General features: G+C 61.3%; 16 protein-coding genes. 5 read left to right on the plus strand and 11 right to left on the minus strand.

Annotation, left to right across the window (positions count from 1 at the left end; translation table 11 throughout):
• Positions 1–6: 6 nt before the first annotated feature.
• From C2H86_RS27435 to C2H86_RS27445, 3 genes are all read right to left on the minus strand, one after another.
• The gene (locus tag C2H86_RS27435) at positions 7–1,317 is read right to left on the minus strand and encodes a GntR family transcriptional regulator (protein ID WP_159410764.1); all 1,311 of its coding nucleotides are present in this window, start codon (positions 1,315–1,317) and stop codon (positions 7–9) included.
• Entirely contained in the window at positions 1,317–2,690 is a 1,374-nt protein-coding gene (locus C2H86_RS27440; RefSeq protein WP_159410765.1) for a hypothetical protein, read from the minus strand. Before C2H86_RS27440 ends, C2H86_RS27435 begins: the two co-directional genes overlap by 1 nt.
• A 797-nt stretch (positions 2,691–3,487) precedes the next feature.
• Positions 3,488–4,510 (minus strand): zinc-dependent alcohol dehydrogenase family protein, encoded by a 1,023-nt coding sequence (locus tag C2H86_RS27445; protein WP_159410766.1) that lies wholly within the window; start codon positions 4,508–4,510, stop codon positions 3,488–3,490.
• A 206-nt stretch (positions 4,511–4,716) separates the two neighbouring features.
• On the opposite strand from C2H86_RS27445, the gene C2H86_RS27450 reads away from it, so the two are divergent.
• Positions 4,717–5,631 carry a LysR family transcriptional regulator gene (locus tag C2H86_RS27450; protein WP_159410767.1) on the plus strand — a complete coding sequence of 305 codons (915 nt, stop codon included), beginning with the start codon at positions 4,717–4,719 and terminating at the stop codon, positions 5,629–5,631.
• A gap of 125 nt (positions 5,632–5,756) precedes the next feature.
• Here the strand turns inward: C2H86_RS27450 and C2H86_RS27455 are convergent, their stop codons facing one another.
• Positions 5,757–7,010, minus strand: a complete 1,254-nt coding sequence (locus tag C2H86_RS27455; RefSeq protein WP_205524578.1) for a PucR family transcriptional regulator — start codon at positions 7,008–7,010, stop codon at positions 5,757–5,759.
• 238 nt (positions 7,011–7,248) lie between these two features.
• On the opposite strand from C2H86_RS27455, the gene C2H86_RS27460 reads away from it, so the two are divergent.
• Positions 7,249–8,118 (plus strand): phytanoyl-CoA dioxygenase family protein, encoded by an 870-nt coding sequence (locus tag C2H86_RS27460; protein ID WP_159410768.1) that lies wholly within the window; start codon positions 7,249–7,251, stop codon positions 8,116–8,118.
• 116 nt (positions 8,119–8,234) lie between these two features.
• Here the strand turns inward: C2H86_RS27460 and C2H86_RS27465 are convergent, their stop codons facing one another.
• The 7 genes from C2H86_RS27465 to C2H86_RS27495 all read right to left on the minus strand — a co-directional run bounded on the left by C2H86_RS27465 (position 8,235) and on the right by C2H86_RS27495 (position 18,209).
• A complete protein-coding gene (locus C2H86_RS27465) occupies positions 8,235–9,197 on the minus strand; it encodes a WD40/YVTN/BNR-like repeat-containing protein (protein WP_159410769.1) in 963 nt (320 codons plus the stop codon).
• A 10-nt stretch (positions 9,198–9,207) separates the two neighbouring features.
• Complete coding sequence (locus tag C2H86_RS27470) at positions 9,208–11,622, minus strand: efflux RND transporter permease subunit (RefSeq protein ID WP_159410770.1); 2,415 nt, start codon at positions 11,620–11,622, stop codon at positions 9,208–9,210.
• Positions 11,623–11,630: 8 nt separating this feature from the next.
• Entirely contained in the window at positions 11,631–13,217 is a 1,587-nt protein-coding gene (locus tag C2H86_RS27475; RefSeq protein ID WP_159413018.1) for a DUF1302 domain-containing protein, read from the minus strand.
• Between the two features lie 84 nt (positions 13,218–13,301).
• Positions 13,302–14,723: a DUF1329 domain-containing protein gene (locus C2H86_RS27480; RefSeq protein WP_159410771.1), complete on the minus strand. Its 1,422-nt coding sequence runs from the start codon at positions 14,721–14,723 to the stop codon at positions 13,302–13,304.
• A 473-nt stretch (positions 14,724–15,196) separates the two neighbouring features.
• Positions 15,197–15,844 (minus strand): hypothetical protein, encoded by a 648-nt coding sequence (locus C2H86_RS27485; RefSeq protein WP_159413019.1) that lies wholly within the window; start codon positions 15,842–15,844, stop codon positions 15,197–15,199.
• An 89-nt stretch (positions 15,845–15,933) separates the two neighbouring features.
• Entirely contained in the window at positions 15,934–17,301 is a 1,368-nt protein-coding gene (locus C2H86_RS27490) for an NAD(P)/FAD-dependent oxidoreductase (protein WP_159410772.1), read from the minus strand.
• 20 nt (positions 17,302–17,321) lie between these two features.
• A complete protein-coding gene (locus tag C2H86_RS27495) occupies positions 17,322–18,209 on the minus strand; it encodes a phytanoyl-CoA dioxygenase family protein (protein WP_159410773.1) in 888 nt (295 codons plus the stop codon).
• A gap of 250 nt (positions 18,210–18,459) precedes the next feature.
• Between C2H86_RS27495 and C2H86_RS27500 the strand changes: the two genes are divergently transcribed.
• The 3 genes from C2H86_RS27500 (at position 18,460) to C2H86_RS27510 (ending at position 21,714) form a co-directional block, all read left to right on the plus strand.
• Entirely contained in the window at positions 18,460–19,041 is a 582-nt protein-coding gene (locus C2H86_RS27500) for a TetR/AcrR family transcriptional regulator (protein ID WP_010953715.1), read from the plus strand.
• 274 nt (positions 19,042–19,315) lie between these two features.
• Positions 19,316–20,842 (plus strand): flavin-containing monooxygenase, encoded by a 1,527-nt coding sequence (locus tag C2H86_RS27505; RefSeq protein ID WP_159410774.1) that lies wholly within the window; start codon positions 19,316–19,318, stop codon positions 20,840–20,842.
• The gene (locus C2H86_RS27510) at positions 20,839–21,714 is read left to right on the plus strand and encodes an alpha/beta fold hydrolase (protein ID WP_159410775.1); all 876 of its coding nucleotides are present in this window, start codon (positions 20,839–20,841) and stop codon (positions 21,712–21,714) included. The genes C2H86_RS27505 and C2H86_RS27510 overlap by 4 nt, the downstream gene beginning before the upstream one ends.
• Positions 21,715–21,746: the final 32 nt, after the last annotated feature.

Here is a 21,746-nt window from a genome sequence, read left to right on the forward strand (position 1 = left end):
GCCGACCTACCGACGAATGGTGCCGAACGCCAGGTCCCCTGCCAGGTTTTCCAACGCCTCCACCAGTGCCTCGGGCTGCTCGCCCAGCCACGTCAGCGCCAGATGCTGCCGGTAACGCCCGTGCAAACTGAATTGCTCACCCGCCAGCACTTGCAATGCCGAGCCCGCTGTCGCCGCCATGGCGTGTGTGCCCACCATCGACAGTGACAGGCGCACCCACAAGGCGCACCCGCCATCCGGCATGTCGAAGTCCACCTGCCTGCCCAGGACCGTACGCAAGTGCTGGCCAAGTTGCTCCATACGCCCCTGCAGCGCCAAGCGTATTTGGCCTAGCTGCTCATCGATTTCGCCTGTCGCGATCATCTGCGCCAGCGCCTGCTGCCGCATCGGCGCAAGCTGGAAGGCGCGCTGGGCAAACGCTTCCGGCAAGGCCGGGTGGCCCCCGAGCACGTAGGCATAAGGTGCCTCGGCCCCCACTGAGAACTCGAGCGAACCCAGCACCAGCAACCAGCGCGGGTCAACGCAATCGCGCAAGCGCCTCGTTGGCATGGCAAAGCACAACTCGCTGTCCAGATCGTTCTCCAGCAACCAGACTGGATGAAGTGCCAGCAGATCACCGAGTTGCTGCTGAACTCGCTGGGGCATCAGGCGTCCCACGGGCATCCCCAGGCACGATGGCATGATGACCATGCGCACCGGTTCACATCCCAGCAACCTTGAAAGACTGGCGATATCCAGGCTGCCGCAGCTTTCCAGCGGTACCTCGATGACCCGCATGTCGCAGCGTTGCAGCGTGCGCAGGATCCGCCAGCAGCACGGCGAAGCGACCAGCACGGTAGCGCCTCGCAGCGCCAGCGCCAGCAGCAGGGTTTCCAGTACGGCCTGCACATCCGGGCCCAGGTGCACATCTTCCGGCCTCCAGAATTGACGGGAAGACCGCGTGTAGCGCTCTGCCAACGCATCACGCAGGCGTGGCCCGCCCAGCATGCGCGCAGGCCGCCCGCGCAGCCGCCCCAGGCGCCGCTCATGGGCGCACAGTGCGCGCTCCAGCTGCGGCTGCGCCGGCAGCGCATGGGCCGCGTCGACCTGGCCTGCCTGGATGCCGGCCTGGGCGAAGTAGCCGGACTTTGGTACCGAGCGCACACGCCCTTCGTGTTCGAGCAGGTTGTAGGCGGCCTGCACCGTGGCCAGCGAAACACGCAGGCGCCTGGACAAGGCCCTCAACGAGGGCAAGCGTGGCTGCCCGCCCCGCTCCGCCTCGTCGATCAACGCAACCAAGTAGCGGTACACCACCTGATAGGCGAACTCACGGCCCATCAGGGTGATGCCTTGCGCGCCAACGTGCGCGGGACGGCCTCACATGCCAGCAAGCGCAGCTGCACATCCCGTCGCGCCAGGTTGGCCAGCAAGTGCCGCATACCAGGCCCCAGTCGCCCTTTGTAGACCATGCGCAGTTGCGCAAGCGTCAGACCGCTGGTGTTCACTATCCAGTCCTTGACCGCATCGGGGCAGCTTTTGCCTTGCAGGGCCCGATGCAGGTAAGGCAATGCGACCAGCATGTCAGCGTGCCGGGATTGCAGAAAATGCTCTAGCCCTGCCCCCTGATCGGCAAACGGCCGGTACAGCATGCAGGCGAGCTGAGTCTGTTCGAGGCCATATGACTTGGCCAGGCGAGCCTGCTGTGGCTGCGCCTCAGCATTCGGGCTGACCAGGCGCAATGCTTGCCTGGGTGCAACAGGCGCCTGGCAGCGAGCGGCCAGTTCATGCAACTGCGACAGTGCAAGCGGATCGACAAACGCCGACAGCGGCGTGGCGTGCCGCGCCGGCTCGAAACACCCTCCCAGTGCCTGGTCCAGTTCCCCCTCACCGAGCAGCTGCGCAAACAGATCGTCGATCACGATAACCCGCAGCGGCAATGCTCTCGACTGTGCGCTGCATGGCGAGGCATGCGCCCCGCCCGGTGAGCCGGCGGCGGCATGCAGCTGGCCCAGGCAGTTGGCCAAGTTTTCAACACATTGATGCAGCGTGTCCGGGGCTTCTACACCTGCCTGGCGCAGGCTCCGCCGGGCCCAGGCCGCAAACCGCCGCCGCTGGCTGGCCGGCATGGCGGTGACCAGCGCATCGGCGCTCGGGTAGGTGACCAGCGCCAGACGAAGGGCATCGGCCAGCTCCAGGTGCGTGCGACTGCCCAGCAGCGCGTCCGGGCTCGCATCGACGAGGTGGCCGAACAAGAGCAAAGCTTCACGTGCCAACGGCCTATCCCGAGCCATGGCGTCGGCCTGACGGCAGAAAGGTATCACCGCAGCGCCATCGACCATTTCCAGTTGCACGCGCGGGTCGTCATGCATGAACAAGGCGTTGAAGTGGCGCTCGTGCTGCTCCAGTTGCGCACTGCTGGTTGCCGGCAAACAGCTCACCAGCACGCGTAATTTGAACGTCACGGGGGCCCGCAAGGCGATGCTCAGCTGGGCTGCACGCAAGATCGCCAACAGCCGGGCACTACGGCGATCGCCCCCCTGCATCACCAGCAACCTGAACGTACCGATGTATTCCGGCCCACCGGCGGCCACCAGCAAACGCTGGATCAACAGTTGCAGCGAAACACGTTGTTCCTTGGACATATGGCTCAACAGGCGCTCCAGCACCTGTTGGTAGATAAAGTGCATAGCCTGGTCGTGAACAATACTCACGGCGTCACCTCACAACTTCATCCGCCGCACAAGCGGGTCGCCTATTAAAGGTGCAGCGAATTTAACTTTAAGAAATTTCCTACAGCAAAACGGGAAACTTTGAAGTTGCGAAAATCTGTCGCCATGCCATTGAAAAATAGGGCCCCTTCTCCACCACACGCTCCTTGCGCCAAGTATCATTGCGCCATTATCGAGCCTTGAAAAGGGATTAAAAGATACAGATGCCGACTAAAAAACCATTCAGAAATCAGAAATCACACAATATGCAGACAACAGGAAAATGCCTTATAGAAAAGGACGCTTAAAGAGATGAACCATTACTTGTTGGCAACATTCAATTACAAAGCCGCGACTAAAACCTATTCAAGATAGCCGGCCCCCATGCAAAAAACCGGGCATACGCCTAATGCCAGTCAGTTAAGCGCGTCGGGGCTGACAGGTGCCCGCCTTCGCCCTTTAAGCGCCTGTGAGATCGAGCGCCGCCCGCGCGGCGCATCGCGAGCTATCGCTCGCTCCTACGTTTGTTTCGGGCCAGTAACGCCTGTGACTGGCGCGCGCGACCGCCTTGTTGGTACGACGCGATATCGAGACATGCACCAAGGCGGTCGCGCGCCAATGCCACAGGAATGATTGGCCCGAAACAGACGTAGGAGCGAGCGACAGCTCGCGATGCGCCGCGCGGGCGGCGCTCGATCTCACAGGCGAAGTAAATACCTCGACGAACACCTCTGCGCCCAGATCGCTATTAACTGACTGGCATTAGGCATGAGCCCGGTTTTTCGTCGCCAAACATGCTGTCAGGCTGACGCCATGTCCAGCACCACCCGCCCACCACAGGGGCATCCGTCCATGTAGCGATGGGCCTCGACCACTTCGGAGAACGGGTACACCTTGATGATCTGCGGTGTCAGCAACTGATCGGCGGTGAACTGGTTGATATCGCGCAAGGCCCGTTGCAGCGCCACTTGGTCCTGGCTGATACCCAGCTCCGGCTTGCCGGTGAAGTTGCCGATGCAGTGCACGTAGAACTGGATGTTCTTCTGGAACGCCGCGCAGGCCGGGAACGGCGTCTGGTTGCCTCCCTGCAGACCGTACAGCACCAGGCTGCCACGTGGCGCCAGCACATCGCCGAGCAGCGACATCTGTGGCCCGCCCATGCCATCGAGGACCATGTCCACGCCGCGGCCATCGGTGTACTTGCCAACCTGCATGAGCAGGTCCTGCTCTTCGGTGACGATCACCTTGTCGGCCCCAAGGGCCAGCAGGTATTCACGCTGCTCGGGCTCCTTGGTGGCGGCGAACACCTTGAGGCCAAGCGCCTTGCCCAGTTGCACGAAGGCGGGCCCGGCACAATGGCTGGCATCGGTGACCAGCGCGGTCTGCCCGGCCTTGGCGCGTGCCAGGTCGACGTAGGCGAAGTAGGCGATCAGCAGCGGCGTGTAGTGCACGCTGGCCTCGACCGCCGTGAGAAGGTCCGGGTAGCGGGTGATGGCGGTGCGCGGCAGGACGATGACATCGCCATACACCGGGTGATCGTTGGCACTGGTGGCCGGGAAACTGGCGACCCGGTCGCCCACCGCAATGTCATCGACGCCTTCACCGACCGCCGTCACCACACCGGCCATCTCGTGGCCGATCCCCGCGGGCAGACGGGCCTGGGATGGCGCCAGGTTCTGCCGCCAGAGCACGTCATACCAGCTCACGCCGATGGCCTCGACGCGGATCTGCACCTCGCCAACGGCAGGTGACGGTTCGGCCTGCTCCTCGCATCGGAGCACATCGGCAGCGCCGAACTTGTGGAAACGGATCATGCGGGACATCGCATACCTCGCCTGTGTGAATCTCGTATTACCACGGACTTTATCCGGGCTTTTGCCGTTAGACCATCAGTGGCTATTAATAGTCGACATGCCTGTCATCGATTGGGCACCTGACTTTCCTGTGCATTGGCCCCCGGAAATCCGTGCAGGGTAACAGCCTTTGGCCTTAAGATTCACCCCTGCTCCACTTCAGGCGAAGCGCACCGATGAATCGAAACGACCTGCGTCGCGTAGACCTCAACCTGTTGATCGTGTTCGAAACCCTCATGCATGAGCGTAGCGTGACCCGCGCCGCCGAGAAGCTGTTCCTCGGCCAGCCGGCGATCAGCGCGGCCCTGTCGCGCCTGCGCAACCTGTTCGACGACCCGCTGTTCGTGCGTACCGGCCGCAGCATGGAGCCGTCGGCACGCGCCCATGAAATCTTTGCCCTGCTGTCGCCGGCACTTGATTCGATCTCCACCGCGGTCAGCCGTGCCGCCGATTTCGACCCGGCGACCAGCAACGCGGTGTTCCGCATCGGCCTGTCGGACGACGCCGAGTTCGCCCTGCTGCCACAGCTGCTCAAGCGCATCCGCGCCGAAGCCCCCGGCATCGTCCTGGTGGTGCGCCGGGTCAACTACCTGCTGATGCCGACCCTGCTGGCTTCGGGTGAGATTTCCGTTGGCGTCAGCTACACCAGCGAACTGCCGGCCAACGCCAAGCGCAAGATACTGCGGCGCAGCAAGCCCAAGCTGCTGCGCGCCGACAGCGTGCCAGGCAGCATTACCCTCGACGACTTTTGCGCGCGGCCCCACGCACTGGTGTCGTTTGCCGGTGACCTGTCGGGCTTCATCGACGAGGCGCTGGAAGAGATCGGCCGCAAGCGCCATGTGGTACTTGCGGTGCCGCAGTTCAACGGTTTGGGAAGCTTGCTGGCGGGCACCGATATCGTCGCCACGGTGCCGGACTACACAGCCGATGCATTGACGGCAGCCGGTGGACTGCGCGCTGAAGACCTGCCAATGGAAGTGCGCACGTTCGAGCTGCACATGGCCTGGCGCGGGGCGCAGGACAATGACCCGGCGGAGCGGTGGCTGAGGTCGAGAATACAGATGTTCTTCGGCAGCGACGAAAATATGTAAGAACTACAACGTGGGCGCATTCGAGCGGAGCCAGTTGACGCAAGCTCATGACCAATCACTAGTTATTTAACTGCTCGAATTCTGGTTCCTGGCCCGCAGCCCTGACTCTGGTCGTGCATTGACAACTATTTCTCGTCGTCTGCAAGTGGGGTATTCCAGATCACCAGTTCGAGTGCGGCAGCGATCTGGATGCGATGGTCGCCAAACGGGATAGGCAACAAGTCCTGGGCGCGCTCCAGCCGGCGCAGCAAGGTATTGCGATGGGTACCCAGCACCTCGGCGGTCTGGGTGATGTTGCAGCCATTGGCCAGGAAGGCGTGCAGCGAATGCTGAAGAACCGTGGGCTCCGACGCCAAGCGCCCCAGCGTGCTCAAGACGAACTGCCTGGCCGCGCGGGCATCCTGGGTCATCAGCGACACCATCCTCACCTGATCGATCGTGGCAACGGCGGGTGAGCCCGCCAGACGGCCCATCAACCGCTGTGTGGTCAAGGCCTCCAGATGCGAGCGCCGGAAGCCATTCATCCCCGCGCCCGCCGAACCGATTGCCGCGCGTATCTTCGGAAATTGCCGGGCGACGCCCTGCAGCAGGTTCAGGTCCAGCGGCTTTGCCGCATTGCTCCAGGCCCACAGGGTCGCAGGGCCCGCGAATACGATCAGAGGCGCTACCGTACCCGTGAGCTGCGCCAGGGCACGCGCCATATCCTCCAAGGGGCGAATCTCGGCGTCCGGGGTTTCGCTCCAGACGAGGCAGGCATGGTGCCTCTGAGCCAGGCTGTAGCCCAGTCGCCTGCCGAACTGCTCCGTGTCCACATCCCTGCCATCGAGCAGCCGGCTGACCAGGCTGCGTTTATCGATAGGGTCGTCATGGGCCTGGGCGCTTTTTTCTTCGAGGATGATCTGCGTCACCACACGCATGTTGCTGTCGATGAAGTCCGAGATCGACCGCGACGAGACCTCCAGGAACTCCTCGAGCACCGCGGGATCCTGCGTCAGGCTGAAGGCCATCTTCATCCACAGGTCCCAGGCTGCGTTCTGTGTCGACCTTGCAACATTCATCAGCAGTTCGGACAACCCCCTGCGGGCGAGCTCTCTGGCCGTGTCCACCATGTCAGCGGACACATAGGGCTCCACCGGCTCCCCGGGGCGCTGCAGGTTGGCATTCGCCCAGTGCAGCAACTCAGCGCGGTTGGCGCGCCGGCACGCCGCGAGGATGACCGGGTCCTCCAGCAACCTGGCATCTTCGGGCGAAGAGAACAGTGACTGGTTCAGGCGCTCGACCCATTCGGGTGGCAGCGCCTGAGCGAGTTCGGCGCCTTTGCGCATGAGCTCGCGAACGGTTTCCGAGGGGCGTGGCCAGGGTGATGGCGTGCTGGTCATGGGCGGTGCAAATCACTCAAAAATCGGCTGGAAAATGGTGCAGTTCGTACCTTGGCGCAGGGCCAGTGGAAACCTAGCATGAACGCACTGCCTGAACAAAAAATACAAGGAGGCACCGTCACGCTTCATGTCCCTTTTTTGGGTTTAGCGCAGTGGCAAGCAGGCCTGTTTCCTGATGCCCTTTGATCAAACGTCAACCCGCCTGCGCAACCGTTCCTTTCAATCTGGAGTGTTCTCAATGTCAGCCTCTCGCGACGCCACGCCAAGCCTGCCCGTGGTAACCCGCTCGACTTCCGCGCAAGAGATTGCGCTGCTGAGCGACCAAGCAGGTGCGGTAATCATCCGCAACTTCATGACCCCAGAACAAGTCGTACGGATCAACAACGAGCTCGACGCCCCCCTGGCCGCGCTCGATGCCGGCTCCAGGCACGAGCACGAGCTGATCGCCGAGTTCCATGGCCATCAGACCAAACGGCTCACCAACCTAGTCACCCACAGCAAGGCCTTTCGTGAGGAAATTCTCGATGACGACCTCTTCCACGAACTGGGGAAAGTGCTTTACGCCCCGGAGTGCGGTGACTGGTGGCTGACCACGGCCCAGTTGATCGAAATCGGCCCAGGCAACAAAGCACAAATGCTGCACCGTGACATGATGCAGTACCAACCGTTCGTGACCATGAACAAGCATGCGCCACGCGCCATCACCAACCTGATGCTGGCGCTGACCGATTTCACCGAGGAAAACGGCGCCACACGATTGATCCCCGGGAGCCAGGACTGGGATGACTTCGACGATGTCGGCACCCCCGAGATGACGATCCCCGCCCTGTTGAAAGCCGGAGATGCCGTGCTGTTCGGCGGCAAGGTCGTTCACGGTGGCGGGGCCAACGTCACCACCGACTATTACCGTCGCGGGCTAACCATCCCGATGCAGGCTTCGATCATCACGCCGGAAGAGGCCTACCCGTTGATCGTGCCGCTCGAGCTGGTGCGCACGCTTTCTCCGCGGGTACAGAAGATCCTCGGTTTCCGCTCCCAATACCCCAATGGCAGCCCTGGCCTTTGGCAACATAACTACGCAGACCTGGCGGATTACCTTCAGCTCTAGCGTCCAGCGTTGACTTGCCTGGACCTGAAGGTGCCACGACCACCCAATCGCCCAGGCAAGGAAACAGGCCAGGCACCGGATTGCGATGCCTGGCCTATGAGCGAGTGGCCAACCCTTCATTCCTGGTAGGGCATTACTCCCCGGCGTGAAAACAATACAGGTACGCCTTCGGCGTTGAATAACGCCGCCGTCAGTGAAAGGCCATCAGCGGTCTGCGTTTCCTGGAAACTGTGCCCACCATCGCTGCTTTGCACGCTCAGCCCATCCAGCCCGACCGCCAGCACACGCGAACCGGCTACCGCTACGCACGTGACAGAGCCCTTGCTTTGCGTTGGCACTCGGCGAAAGCCCTTGCCGTCCGCTGAACCCTGCAACAGGGTGCCGCGCTGGCCACCTAGCAGCAGACGTCCATCGGCCAGTACCGCGCCTGCCCACAGGGTGCCTTCGTAGCCAGTATCCAGGTAACGCCAGTTCTTACCCTGGTCCTCAGAATGCAGTACCTGCCCATGCTCGGCCGTGGCGTACAACGTGCCGCGGCTGTCGGCAAACAGCCCCATCAGGTTGAGGTCGGCCCGCTTGGCCCCCGGCGGGGCCTGCAGCGTCTGCTCGGACCACGTCTGGCCCCCATCCTCGGTAGTCAGCACCAACGACCAGAGGCCTACCGCAACACCCTGCCGGGCATTGAAGAAGTGCACCGCGAACAGTGGCCGGTCTTCTTCAGTGGCCAGGCGCTGCACCTGCCAGGACTCCCCGCCATCGGTGGTGACCAGGATCGCGCCCCAGTGGCCAACCGCCCACCCGCGTTTGGCATCCACGAAAGACACGCCTGTCAATGGTGTGGACAACGGTACCGACCTCGCCTGGCGCCACTGCACGCCCTGATCGTCGGATAACAGCACGACACCGTGGTCGCCCACGGCCACCATGCGCGCCCCCGCCCAGCCGGCGGCCAGCATGGTGGCCTGCGTGGCGTTGCTCGCCTGTACGGCCGGCACGGCCTGCAACGGCGCGGCCTGAAGAGACATCAACGGCAATGCTGCTGCGAGCAAGACCGCGGTGAAAGAATCCCTGAACTTCATGCTTCTCTCCTCAGTGCACCAGCGCGCCGATCATGCGCACAGGGCGCTTACGTGGGAATACCCGCTCCAGCCAGACGGCGAAGGCCGGCAGCACGGTCATGGCCATGACCATGTTGACGATGAACATGAAGGCCAGCAGCTTGCCCATGTCGGCCTGGAACTTGAGTTCCGAGAAGGCCCAGGTGGCCACTCCAACCGCCAGGGTTATCGCTGTGAAAATAGTGGCAACACCCACTTCGAGCAGCGCGTACTCCACGGCCTTGGTGATTGGCTGCCCATGGGCCAGGTGCAGCTGCAGGCGGTTATAAATGTAGAAGGCGTAATCGACGCCAATGCCCACCGCCAGCACCATCACCGGCAAGGTGGCGATGGTCAGGCCGATCTGCAGCTCCTTCATGAACCAGTAGCCAATGAAGGTGCCGATGGTCAGCGGCAGGCAACACACCAGGACTGCCCGCAGGTCGCGGTACACCACGAGCACCAGCAATGCGATGGCGGCATAGACGTAAAGCAACATGGGAGTTTCGCTTTTTTCCACCTCCTCGTTGATGGCGGCCAACACCCCGGCGTTGCCCGAAGCGAGGCGCACCGAAATGCCTGGCATCGGGTACTCACTGCGGAACGCCTTGGCGGCGTCCACCACTCGGGTGAGGGTCGTGGCTTTGTGATCGGCCAGGTACAAGTGCACCGCCGACATGCTGCAGTCGGTGCGCATCAGCCCGGGCGTGCGCGCCACCTCGGTGGCCAGCGCGGCGTAGTTCATCGGGTCAATGGGTACCGCCGCCATCTTCGGGTTGCCTTCGTTGTAGCCCTCGTTGAACTGGCGCATGTTGCTGGAGAAGGACGCGACCGAGAGCACGCCGGGCACCCCCTGCATGGCCCACACGAAGCGATCCTGGTACTGGCCCAGGGCGACATCCTCGCAGGCCACCTGGCTGTCTTCGCCAGAGGGGGCCTTGTTGACTTCGAACACCACGCTGAGCCAGTCCAGGCCAATGTCGTAGTTGCCAGCGATAGAGACCGCATCGCGATTGAAGCGGGCCTCCTCGCGCAGTTCCGGCGCGCCCGCCTGCAGTGTACCAACGACACGGTCATGGCTTTGCCAGATCGCCACCAGGAATACCACCAAGGCAACGCCAAGCACCCATTGCGCCTTGCGCGGCTCGGCGAGCCGGGCCAGGCCACGCAGCCAGCGGGTCCGGCGCTGTCGGGAGGCTTCCTGGGCGGCCGCGTACTGGTCATCGACACTCAGCAATGACGCCATCAACGGCAACATCACCAAGTTAGTGATGATCTTGTAGCCCACGCCAAGCGAGGCCGTGATCGCCAGCTCACGCACCATCGGGATAGGGATCAACAGCAGCGTCACGAAGGAAACCAGCGCGGTCACCAGCGCCAGTGTCCCGGGAATCAGCAGCCCCGTGAAGCTCGAGCGCGCCGCCTCTTCGGCACTCTTGCCGATAGCGATCTCGCGGACGATGAAGTTGATTTGCTGCACACCATGGGAAACCCCGATCGCGAACACCAGAAAGGGCACCAGCACCGCCAACGGGTCGAGCCCGTACCCCAACAGGCGCAGGCTGCCGAACTGCCACACCAGCGAGGCCAGCGAACAGACCAGCGCCAGCAGCGTGAAGCGCAGGGAGTGGCAATACCAGTACACCGCCCCCGCGGTCAGGAGCAACGCCAGCAAACAGAACTCCAGTACGGCTGAAGCACCGTCAGCGATGTCGCCAATCTGCTTGGCGAAACCGATAATCTGGACTTCGAATTCGCCATCCTCGAATTGCTGGCGGATCTCTTTTTCCAGCCTGTGGTTGAACGCCACATAGTCCAGATGGGCGCCATTGGTGTCGTACTCGTTGAGTTCCACCGTGATCATCGCGCTGTTCTGATCACGGGAAACCAGCGTGCCGATGAAACCACCCTGGGCAGTGGAATTGGCGATCGTCGCGATGATCTGGTCATCCAGGTGATCGGGAGAAACCGTACCCGGTACCAGTGGATCAGCACGAAAACCTTCCTCGGTGATTTCGTTGACGAAGGCATTGGGCGTCCACAACGAACGCACGCTGCTGCGTGAAACTCCCGGGAGGAAGGTCACCGCCTGGGTGACGTCATACAGCCGCTTCAGGCCCGGGGCGCTCCATATATCGCCCTTTCGGGCCTTGACCACGATGGTCAGCCGGTTCGCTCCCAGCAGGTCGTTGCGGTAGGCCTCGAATGTCTTGATGTATTCGTGGCCTACCGGCAATTGCTTTTCGAAGCCGGCATCCATGCGCAGTTGCACGGCGAACCAGCCCATGATCAGCGTGAACATCGCCAGGCTCGCCAGCACCAGACGACGATGCCCGAACAACACACCCTCGACGCGTGACAACAGGCCACGTGCCGGGGCTTCAGATAGCTTTACAGAACCATTCACGGCAGGCCTCACAAGGTGCGGGAGATCGCGATGCCGACATAATCGCGGTCACGATAAAGCTGGTCGTAGGGGGTTTCGCCGCCCATGAACTTCGCGTAGTTGAGGGAAATCTGCCAACTGGCCGGGTTACGCACGAAGTTCAGGTAGAGGTTCATGTTGCTCGCGTCTTCGGTGAAAGTGGCGCTCAGGTTCGGCGTTCGTCCTCCAAGCGAGCGCGAATAGAAGACGCCGGGCGTGACCTGCCAGCCCGGCAGCAACGTGCCGTCATAGGTCAGGCTGAAGTCCAGATTGATGCCCGACGAGGTCTTGTCGCCACGGGACTTTGGCGCTGTCGCAGGATCCAGTTGCCAGGCATTGAGCCCTGGAGCGAGTGGTTCGCCATTGACCTCGTCATGCAACCCGGGGTACTTGATCACCACCAGTTCCGACAGCAGGGTGCCCGTGCTGGCCCCGGTGAAATCGAGCAGCGTCGGGGAGTTGGACGGCGTGAAGCTGTAGAGGCCGGTGAGGTGCCACTGGAATTTCTTTTCGTCTTTCCAGCATTTGCCCCCATTGCCGGAACACAGGTCGACGACAGGGTTGAGCATGACCGAGTCCTTCGGCCGGTAAGAAAGCTCCGTACCCACTGCCCAGTCACCGATCGGCATGTTGGCGCTGACGCCATACATCATCCGGTTTTCCTGGTATTCCCAGGTGGGTGCCGCCGCGAACGTGTTCGGGTCAAGAATGGCGACGCGCAACGACGGCAACTTGTCGTGATAACGCATCACGTAGAAGCCATAGTTGATGTCGCTGTCTTCCGGCTGCCAGCGCAGCGAAAGGCCCCACTGGCCGCTGTTGCGGGCATCCTTTTCGGAGAACCCGTAGTCTCCCCTGCCCTCGCCCAGCGCGTTGGTGTTTGACCAATAGCTGCCCACCGGCGGCAACTCGCTCTTGTTCCAGCGAAACTGATAATAGGCCTCTACGTTGACACCCGAGCCAAGGCCTGACGCAACACTGAGCATCGGCGCGGGCAGCACGGCCTCCTTGAGTTGTACGCCGGGGCGCGCCAAGGCCTGGTAGTCGTAGGCGTTGGTGTTGTTGATGCCACCGGCCACGAACAGGCTCTCGCCCCAGTTGATCACCTGGTTGCCCAGGCGCGCACGGACCCGCTGCCCGCCTACGTCGAAGCCTTTGCTCACCCACAGGTCCAGCAGGCGGGCCTTGAAGGCGAGGTCGTCGCGGGCGTCGTCACTCAGCCCGTCGCTGCCGACGCTCTCTGGGGTATTGAACGACAGCGTGCCAGTGGTATCGGTGGCCGCGAAATCGCGGATCCAGGTGCCACGCGCCATGAAGGTCACGTCCTCGGGCATCTTGACCAACAGCTCATGGGTGCCCTTGAGGTAGTTGGTGAACATGTCGCCGCGGTCGTAGTTCAGGTCGCCCTGGTCCGCCACGCCGGAGCTCTGCGCCAGGCAGCCGGACGGCACGTTGTGGCCGGTCGGCCCCTGGTTGATCAGGTTGCAGCCCCGCGACTCCGTACGCAGACCCATGCCTGCGGTGATCGTGGAATCGAAGGAGCCTGTCAGGGTTTCGGTTTCAAAGGTGAACCCCATTGCCAGCGGGGTTGCGCACACGATGGCAAGGCCTGACGCTTTCGTCATTATTTTTTTCATGTTGGCTCTCGATCTGGCGTCGGACTAGCGCTCGCTGATGGCTCGCAGGTTGTCGGAGGTGAAGAAGTCACGTTTCAGGCGAGGGTTGCCACTGTCTTCGGTGATCCAGCGAATGTCGTTCTTGCCCGCCCCGATCGAGGTCATGTCGAAGAGGTAACGACCATCGGCCAGGTTGTACTGGACTTGGGCCTGCACGTCGCAAGCGCCGGTTTCGTACACGGGAATCGAAAACCCTTCACGCACCTTCCAGATCTGCCCTTGCTTGTCGAAGTCGACGGCCAGCAGCGGGTTCCAGCTGTCCTCGTCGATGTAGAACATGCGCTTGGGCGCCTGGTGGCGCATGCCTTGACGGACATTGGCCTCGACCACCCAGACGCGATGCAGCTCATAGCGACGCGACTGCGGCGTGATCGAGTCATTGCCGGCGAACGCATCTACCTTGGCGGCGGTATCGTATGCACCGAAATCGTTGTAAGGCACCAGCAGCTCTTGCTTGCCGATCAGCTTCCAGTCGAAACGGTCCATGGTGCCGAAGAAGACGTTTGCCTCGTCCACGGTGTACTGGTTGTCCAGGCCGATCTGCGGCGCGTCGTAGGAGTACGACGGCATACGGCGCACGCGACGCTGGCCAGGGAAGTAGTAGAAGGTCGTGGCCTGCTCGCCGGCCACAGCCGTTTGCACGGCGGATTGACCGGCCAACGCGGCAGGCTCCAGGTAGTTGAAGAAGGTCGCGTTTTCCAGACGGCCGTAGGAGGAGAAAAGCGCGCTGCCCTTTTTGCCCCAGGGGGTCAGGAAGAAGGTGTCGGTGGACTGACGTAACCACTCACCCCCCTTGCGTGGTGAAATACCTGAAATGCTCCGGGGGATTTCAACGCCAACGCCGCGATAGCGCATCTTCATGTTCCACATCACCTCTGCACCGGTAGTGGGCATCGGGAACGGGATACCCGGAACATGGGCTTCTTCAAGGGCGACACCGGAAGCATCGAGCTTGGCGAAGCCCACGTTCTGCCTGGTGTTCTCAGCCACGAAGTTCGGCGCGTCGCAGGTACGGCGGGTGGGGAAGACATCCATGCGATAGCCCGGAACCTTTTTGAACAGTTCCAGCTGGGCCGGTGAAAGCTGGCTCGCGTGTTGCGCCACATTGCTAGAGTCGATGCTGTACAGCGGCTTGTCGCCCTTGAACTTCCAATGCTCCCCTCGCACCTGGCCGTAGCTCCAGCCCGCCCCCTGTGGCCCTGGAGCGGACCAGGCCGGAATATCCCCGCTAGCACTGGCGGCGCTCTCTCCCCCCAGCGGCGTCAATTTCGAACCCAACGCCTCTGCCCCCTGGGGCGCAGCCTGTACCGAACAGATCGCGGTCGAGGCCGCAAGGCTTACCAGCAGCTGCCTGAAAATACGGCGGGCGGATACGACACTTTCCGACCGTGCAGTGACTTCTTTCATTGGAGGTTCCTCAAACAAAGGGCTTGGACCGGCTGCTCGACCTTCCGGGCGGAAAAATCGGCGCCTTCTGCATCCTGATCAAGCGACATGATCAATTGACCATGTCGAGCGATCAACACGCAAGCCACATGCCAGAATGCGTCATGAGTGGATTACGTTAGATAAATCAGCGAGTTGAAGTTATTTAACGATTAATGCATACCTGGCGCCTGCATCTTATTGGGAAGTAAGGAAACATGTGTTACCAAAAGATGCTTTTAATAGTGCGCCATCTAAAAGATTTACCACTAGCCACACTGAACCCTGGCGACTTCTCGCTTATGCAAGCCCATAACTAATGCGAATGATTCACCCATAAAAAAACCGCCCCTAGAGGCGGTAAAAAAGCAGGCTTTCGCCCGCCATGGAGTAACAGCAGATATCAGTCCACTCTTCCCGCCAGCCATTGAACAACCCGTTAACTACCCCGCAACTTAACGGGGATGAAGCATGGCGTGTGAGGACACTGTACTTGAGCGCTGAAGTGCCCCATAGGCATAAAACAACTGCATAATCGAATAGGACCAGGTCAGGAAAGCACAGGTCATGAAGACCATCTTGGTGTCATCCCCTGGGATCGGGAAGAAGTCATACCGCAGCGCGATCGTCAACCCCGCCGCCCCTCCCAGCAAGGTGGCCAGCGCGTGCAGCGACTCGCCGGCACGTACCAGCCGCCAGATGAAGTAGACCAGGAACAACGTGTACAGCGACCACATCAACACATAGAAATAAGGCAGCGCCGCTTTAAAGCTCGTCGACAGGTAATAAATGGCCGTCGCGGCAAAAGCGATCAAAAACAATATCACGTCCTTTGCCGGGGACGGCTTGTAATTATGCGTCACGGCCATCAATCCGAGCGTTGCAATAATCGGCACGCCGACCCCGCGGGAAAAAGCATCCAGAAAAATGGCAATATTATAATTGGCCTGCCACCCCGTGGCGATGAACGTCGTAAAGTTGGTTGCGGAAACACCTACAATCAAGAACTCCACGCCCAGCAGATAATTCTTGCGCCTGATAAATGCAACGCCATAACCCAAGCCACACACCACCAGCAGCACACATGAGATCAACGCAAACAAATCTATGAGTTCCACGATAACAGCCTCTGTCAAAAGGGTTGCGCCGTCGCTCTACAATGACGGGCATAGAACAAGCACATCAAATGCAATCAGCCCTTGTTGGCTTTGTCTTTACGCACTTTTCTATCGGTCCAGTCATCCAGCAACTTGGCCGCCGCAAAGGCAGCGTGTACGGCGCACCATTGCAAGGGTTCAGGCAGCAAGGACGGGGTCTTGTGTTGCAGTGCCGCCAGCAGTTCAGGCGACTTGCCGTTGATTTGCTCGGCAAACAGCTTGCCGATCAACGATTGCGTGCCCAGCCCGTGGCCCGAGCAGCCAGTGGTGTAGTAAATGTTCTGCTTCGCGCCCATGGCACCGATCACCGGCAGGAAGTCGTAGGCACCACTGACGTAACCACTCCAGCAGTGCTTGACGCCCAGGCCTTGCAACATCGGATAGCGCTCACGCAGTACCTTTGCCAATGCGGTGTAGGCGTCATGGTCCGGGATATTGGGCGTCTTCGAACCGTAGGCATAACCTAGCTTCTTGACGGTTAACACCATCGTGCCGTGCGCCGTCAGGCGGTGGCTTTCCATGGTGTAGTGCGGTGTGATGATCCCTTCCCTCCCTTGCCAGCCGAGGGCAGCCAACTGCTGCGTCGACAGCGGTTGGGTTTCGATTGCAGACACCCGAATCGCCGCGACCTTGTTGCGCAACACCCCCAGTTGCGGGGTATAGGCGTTGGTTGCCAGCACCATCACCGGGGCGGTTGCACGGCCATGGGCAGTCTTGCAGGTAATGACCGGCCCTTCGCTGAAACCCAGCAACGGCGTGCGTTCGTAGAGCTTCACCCCCGCCTCGATGGCCGCGCGCCGCAGGCCGCCGATGTACTTCCCGGGGTTCAAGGTGCCGCCGCACTGCTCGGTGGCGAACAGAAACGCTGGGGGGATACCCCGCGCACGCATCTCGGCACCGTCGACGAAGCGGCTTGTCGCTCCCAGTTTATGACCCAGCGCCATGTTTTCCCGCAAGCGCTTCTCTTGGCTGGGATGAACACCTGCCCGCAGCACGCCCGAAGGATTGTAGTCACAGTCGATACCCAAGGCTTTGAAGCGACCTTCCACATAGGGCACCGCCTCGTCATAGAACCTGACGAACTGAGTCGCCTGCTCCACGCCCACGCGCTTGACGAACATGTCGTACTCGATACCCATGCTGCCCAGCAGGTAACCGGCATTGCGGCCACTGGCACCGAAGCCGGCGAATTCCTGTTCCAGTACGATCACATCCGCCCCGAGCGCCTTGAGTTCCAGTGCGGTCGAAAGCCCGGCAAAACCGGCGCCGATCACGATCACATCGGCCTGCGCGTGACCTTCGAGGGTCGGCTGCAGATCAGCCGGTCTTTCCACCCATCCACCCAGACTGCGAAACTTCAACGGTGCTGCGTCACCATCGGCCGCATTGTTCAACGCGTTCATTCGCGTCACTCCCAGAATTGTCAGAAGCCTTTACCCGGCTCGGAGAAAGCCGGCATGCCCAGGAGCTCTTGCGGGTCGCGCATCTGGCCATCGATTTCCACCCAGCCGAGCAACGTGGAACTGGCACTCCAGCCCAGCAGGCGTTGCATTTCACCTGGGAGCTGGCGAACACGTTCGACGGGAATGGACAGGAAGTGATTCTCTTCAAGGCGCAGGAAGGCCAGGTCGTAGGCCATCGTCAGGCCAGTACGAGGGGCATCCGTCGTGTTGGCGCCGCCGCCGTGATACACCGAGCCGATCCAGAGCAGCGCGGAGCCAGCCTTCATTTGCGCAGCGACGGTCTCTTCCTGGGTGGGCATTCGCTCGTCATCCCACTGATGGCTACCAGGGATGACGCGCGTCGCACCGTTCTCTTCGGTGAAGTCTGAAATGGCCAGCATCATTTGCAGCCTGGCCTCACGCCCATACTGTGGGTGCCGCCAGAGCGAAGTGGCATCGTCACGGTGCAGGGGCTGGAGGCCTTGCCCCGGGCCAATCTGGATCGCCTGGGTGATGCTCAGTTGAATATCAGGCGCCATCTCGATGCGGTCGCTGCCCACCCAGACGTGGGTAGGGGTTTGCAGGATCTGCCTGGCCGCGCCAAGGAACAGCGGGTGCAGTGCCACCTCCACGGCGGTGTCGCTGCGCCCGATGATGCGGGCCACACGGCGGGTCTGGGTGCCTGCGAAGTAAGGATCGACACCGCAAGGTGTGACCTTCAGGTAGCTGTCCAGCTCTTCGGTGAGGGATTTCAGCGTTGCCGGTGAAACCAAGTCGGCAATGATGACGCCACCGTCACGGCGGATGATGTCCACCACCTGCTCGATCGAGGCGTCGCTGCTGACTGTGGAGAGCGCTCGTGTATCCATCTGCTTTCTACCTGTCTGGTTTTGTCATTGTTCTGTCCACCGAGGCCGGGCGACCTGGGAGGTGAACTCATCATTACCGAACATGGTCACTTGATCAAGTCGTTTGATTTGAATTTTCCGTACCCTACCGTGCCCATACGGAATGGGATTGCATCGACTCATGGATTGAGACTTGACCTTGCGCTAGCATTCGTCACCGTCAACGCCGGGCCAAGGGGCCGGCGGCAATACCGAAAAGGGAGAACGCTCAATGGCTCGGATTGGTGCTGAAGAGCGCAGGCAGGACTTTATCGAGGCCACCGTAAAGGTGATCGCGGAACATGGGGTGGCCAACGCCACAACCCGGCGAATCGCTGCGGCGGCAGATTCGCCGCTGGCATCGTTGCACTATGTCTTCCACACCAAGGACGAGCTGTTCTATGCGGTCTACGAGTCCTTGATCAACATGCCGCAACAATCGTTGCAACACGTGCCGACAGGCGCCACGGCGGCGGAATCGGTGGGGGAAATGCTGCGACAGCTGGTCAACTGGTTCACCGCCCACCCGGAAATGGCCACCACGCAGTTCGAACTGTTTTGCTGGAACCTGCGCAACAATCCAGAGATGGCAACCAAGATCTATGCCGTTTCCCTCGAAGCGGCCCAACAGGCCATCGTGAAGGTCACCGACGGCGCGCTGGACCAGGCAGCACTGACCACTATCAGCCGCTTGCTGATCAATCTGTTCGACGGCCTGATGCTCGCCTGGTCCGCCCACGGCGACCGTGCACGCCTTGAGGCCGAGACCGAGACCGCCTGCCAGGCAGTCAAGTTGCTGGTGGCCAGTTACTGAGGCCCCACAGGATTCGCCGTGCTGCGTCGCTGTACGGCGATCCCCTCCCCCTCCGGCCCTGAAAGCCGCAGCGCCCCTTCGAACGCTCCGATGACGATACCTACCAGACTGACCCAGTCTGATCGTTGATCGGCGAAGCGACAGGTGCAAATCATCCTGAAATACCAGTGACGTGGTGCATTTTGCACCTTGTTCCACCCTTCCTGCGACTTTATTCTGAGTCAAATGATCAAGTCAAAAGATCAGTCTCTATAACACAACAATAGGAGGCGACATGTCCTCTCACACTGCTCTTCCGGTTGAGCCGCTCGATGTTCTGATCATGGGAGCCGGTGTGTCTGGCATCGGCGCGGCGGCCTACCTGCGACGCCAGCAACCGAACAAGACCTTTGCCATCCTCGAGTCCCGCGAGCGCGTGGGGGGTACCTGGGACCTGTTCCGTTACCCCGGCATCCGTTCCGACTCGGACCTCTACACCTTCGGTTTTGACTTCAAGCCCTGGACCAAGGCCAAGTCCCTGGCGGACGCCGCAGACATTCTGGAGTACCTGATCGAAGCCATCGACGAGCACCAGCTGGGCCCCTTCATTCAGTACCAGCAGAAGGTCATCTCGGCCAACTGGCAGAGTGAAAAGGGCCTGTGGGCGGTGCGCATCGAGGATGGTCAAACGGCGCAGGTCCGTACCCTCGAATGCCGCTGGCTGTTCAGCGCAGGTGGCTACTACCGCTACGACCAGGGTTTCACGCCCCTCTTCGAGGGTACCGAACAGTTCAAGGGCCAGATCATCCATCCGCAACACTGGCCGGAAGACCTCGACTACACCGGCAAGCGCGTCGTGGTCATTGGCAGTGGCGCAACTGCGGTAACCCTGATCCCGGCCATGGCGGACAAGGTCGCCAGCATCACCATGCTGCAGCGCACGCCCTCCTACATCATCAACCAGCCCGCCAACGATGGGGTTGCAGCGTTCCTGCGCAAGGTTCTGCCCGCGCAAACCGCCTATTCCTTGACGCGCTACAAGAATGCCAAGATCACCTTGGCCTTCTGGGGCTTCTGCCAGCGCTTCCCCAAGCTTTCGAAGAAACTGCTGCTGTGGCTGACCCGCAAGGAGTTGCCGAAAGACTACCCGGTCGACGTGGATTTCAACCCGCCTTACAACCCGTGGGATCAGCGCCTGTGCTCGGTGCCCGAAGGCGATTTGTTCAAAGCCATCAGCGCGGGCAAAGCCGACATCGTCACCGATCATATCGAGCGGTTCACCGAGCACGGTGTATTGCTCAAGTCAGGCAAGATGCTCAAGGCCGATATCATCGTCACCGCCACGGGGCTGAACGTGCAGCTGTTCGGTGGCATCACCCTGCACAAGGACGGCAAACCGGTCGTGCTCAGCGAGACCCTGGCCTACAAAGGCATGATGCTCTCCGGTGTCCCCAATTTTGCATTCGCGGTGGGCTATACCAACTCGTCCTGGACCTTGAAAGTCTGCCTGCTGTGCGACCATTTCTGCCGCTTGCTGGGCTTGATGGAGCGCGAAGGCTACAACGTCTGTGAGCCCAAGGCGCCGGAAGGTATCGAAACCCGCCCCTTGCTCGACTTTGGTGCCGGCTACGTACAGCGCGCGTTGGACAGCATGCCGCGCCAGGGCCCGCGCGAACCCTGGGTGATGTCGATGGATTACTTCCGCGACGTCAAACTGCTGCGCCGTGGCACGGTGGCAGACAAGTGCCTGAAGTTCACCGCAGTACCCAACGCGCCCTTGCACGCCGATGTCCAGTTGCAGCAGCAAGGTAGCCGCCGATGAGCACCGATCGTTTCTGCGAACTGCCGGGCGAGCGCAAGCTCTGCTATCGCAGCCATGGCGACGAAACCGCCCCGGCAGTTGTGCTTATCGTCGGCCTCGGGCTGCAACTGACCTACTGGCCGCAGCCGCTCATCGATGGTTTGGTCGAGCAAGGCTTGCGGGTCATCACGCTGGACAACCGTGACGCGGGCCGCTCGTTCTTCACGGATGTGGCGCCCCCCACGACCCTGCAGCAGTTCCTGCGCAAGCGCACACCCGGCTATGACCTGGGTGACATGGCCAACGACGTGCTCGGGCTCATGGACAACTTGAAGCTGGCAACGGCTCATGTGGTGGGGATGTCGATGGGCGGCATGATCGCCCAGACCCTCGCCGCGCGTTACCCCGAACGCGTCAGCACCCTGACCTCGATCTTCTCCACCACAGGTTCGCTGCGCGTCGGCCAGCCGGCGCTCAAAGCCCTGTTCCAGCTGCTGCGCCGCCCACCGCGCAACCAGCACGAAAGCGTTCGCGACTACGTGGACATCATGGGGCTGATCGGTTCGCGGCTGGAGTGGAACGAGCCGGCCCTGCGTGACTACGCCACGCAAGCCTGGCCGCGAGGTGGCGGTGAGGCCAGCAACCTCGGCACCGCCAGGCAGATCGGCGCGATCATCAATTCCGGTGACCGTACCCAGGAGTTGCAGCGGATTCGCTGCCCCACGCTGGTCATTCATGGCGACAAAGACCTCATGGTCGCCACCAATGGCGGGTTTGCCACGGCGTCAGCGATTCCTGGCGCCAGCTTGGTGCTGCTACCCGGGATGGGGCATGACTTGCCGACGTGCCTGTCGGGCACGCTGCTGTCCCTACTGACGGGGCACATGCGATAGCACAGATTTCCTTTAGGGGCCCGTCGCTTGGT

The organism is Pseudomonas putida, from assembly GCF_009883635.2.
Taxonomy (GTDB): domain Bacteria; phylum Pseudomonadota; class Gammaproteobacteria; order Pseudomonadales; family Pseudomonadaceae; genus Aquipseudomonas; species Aquipseudomonas putida_W.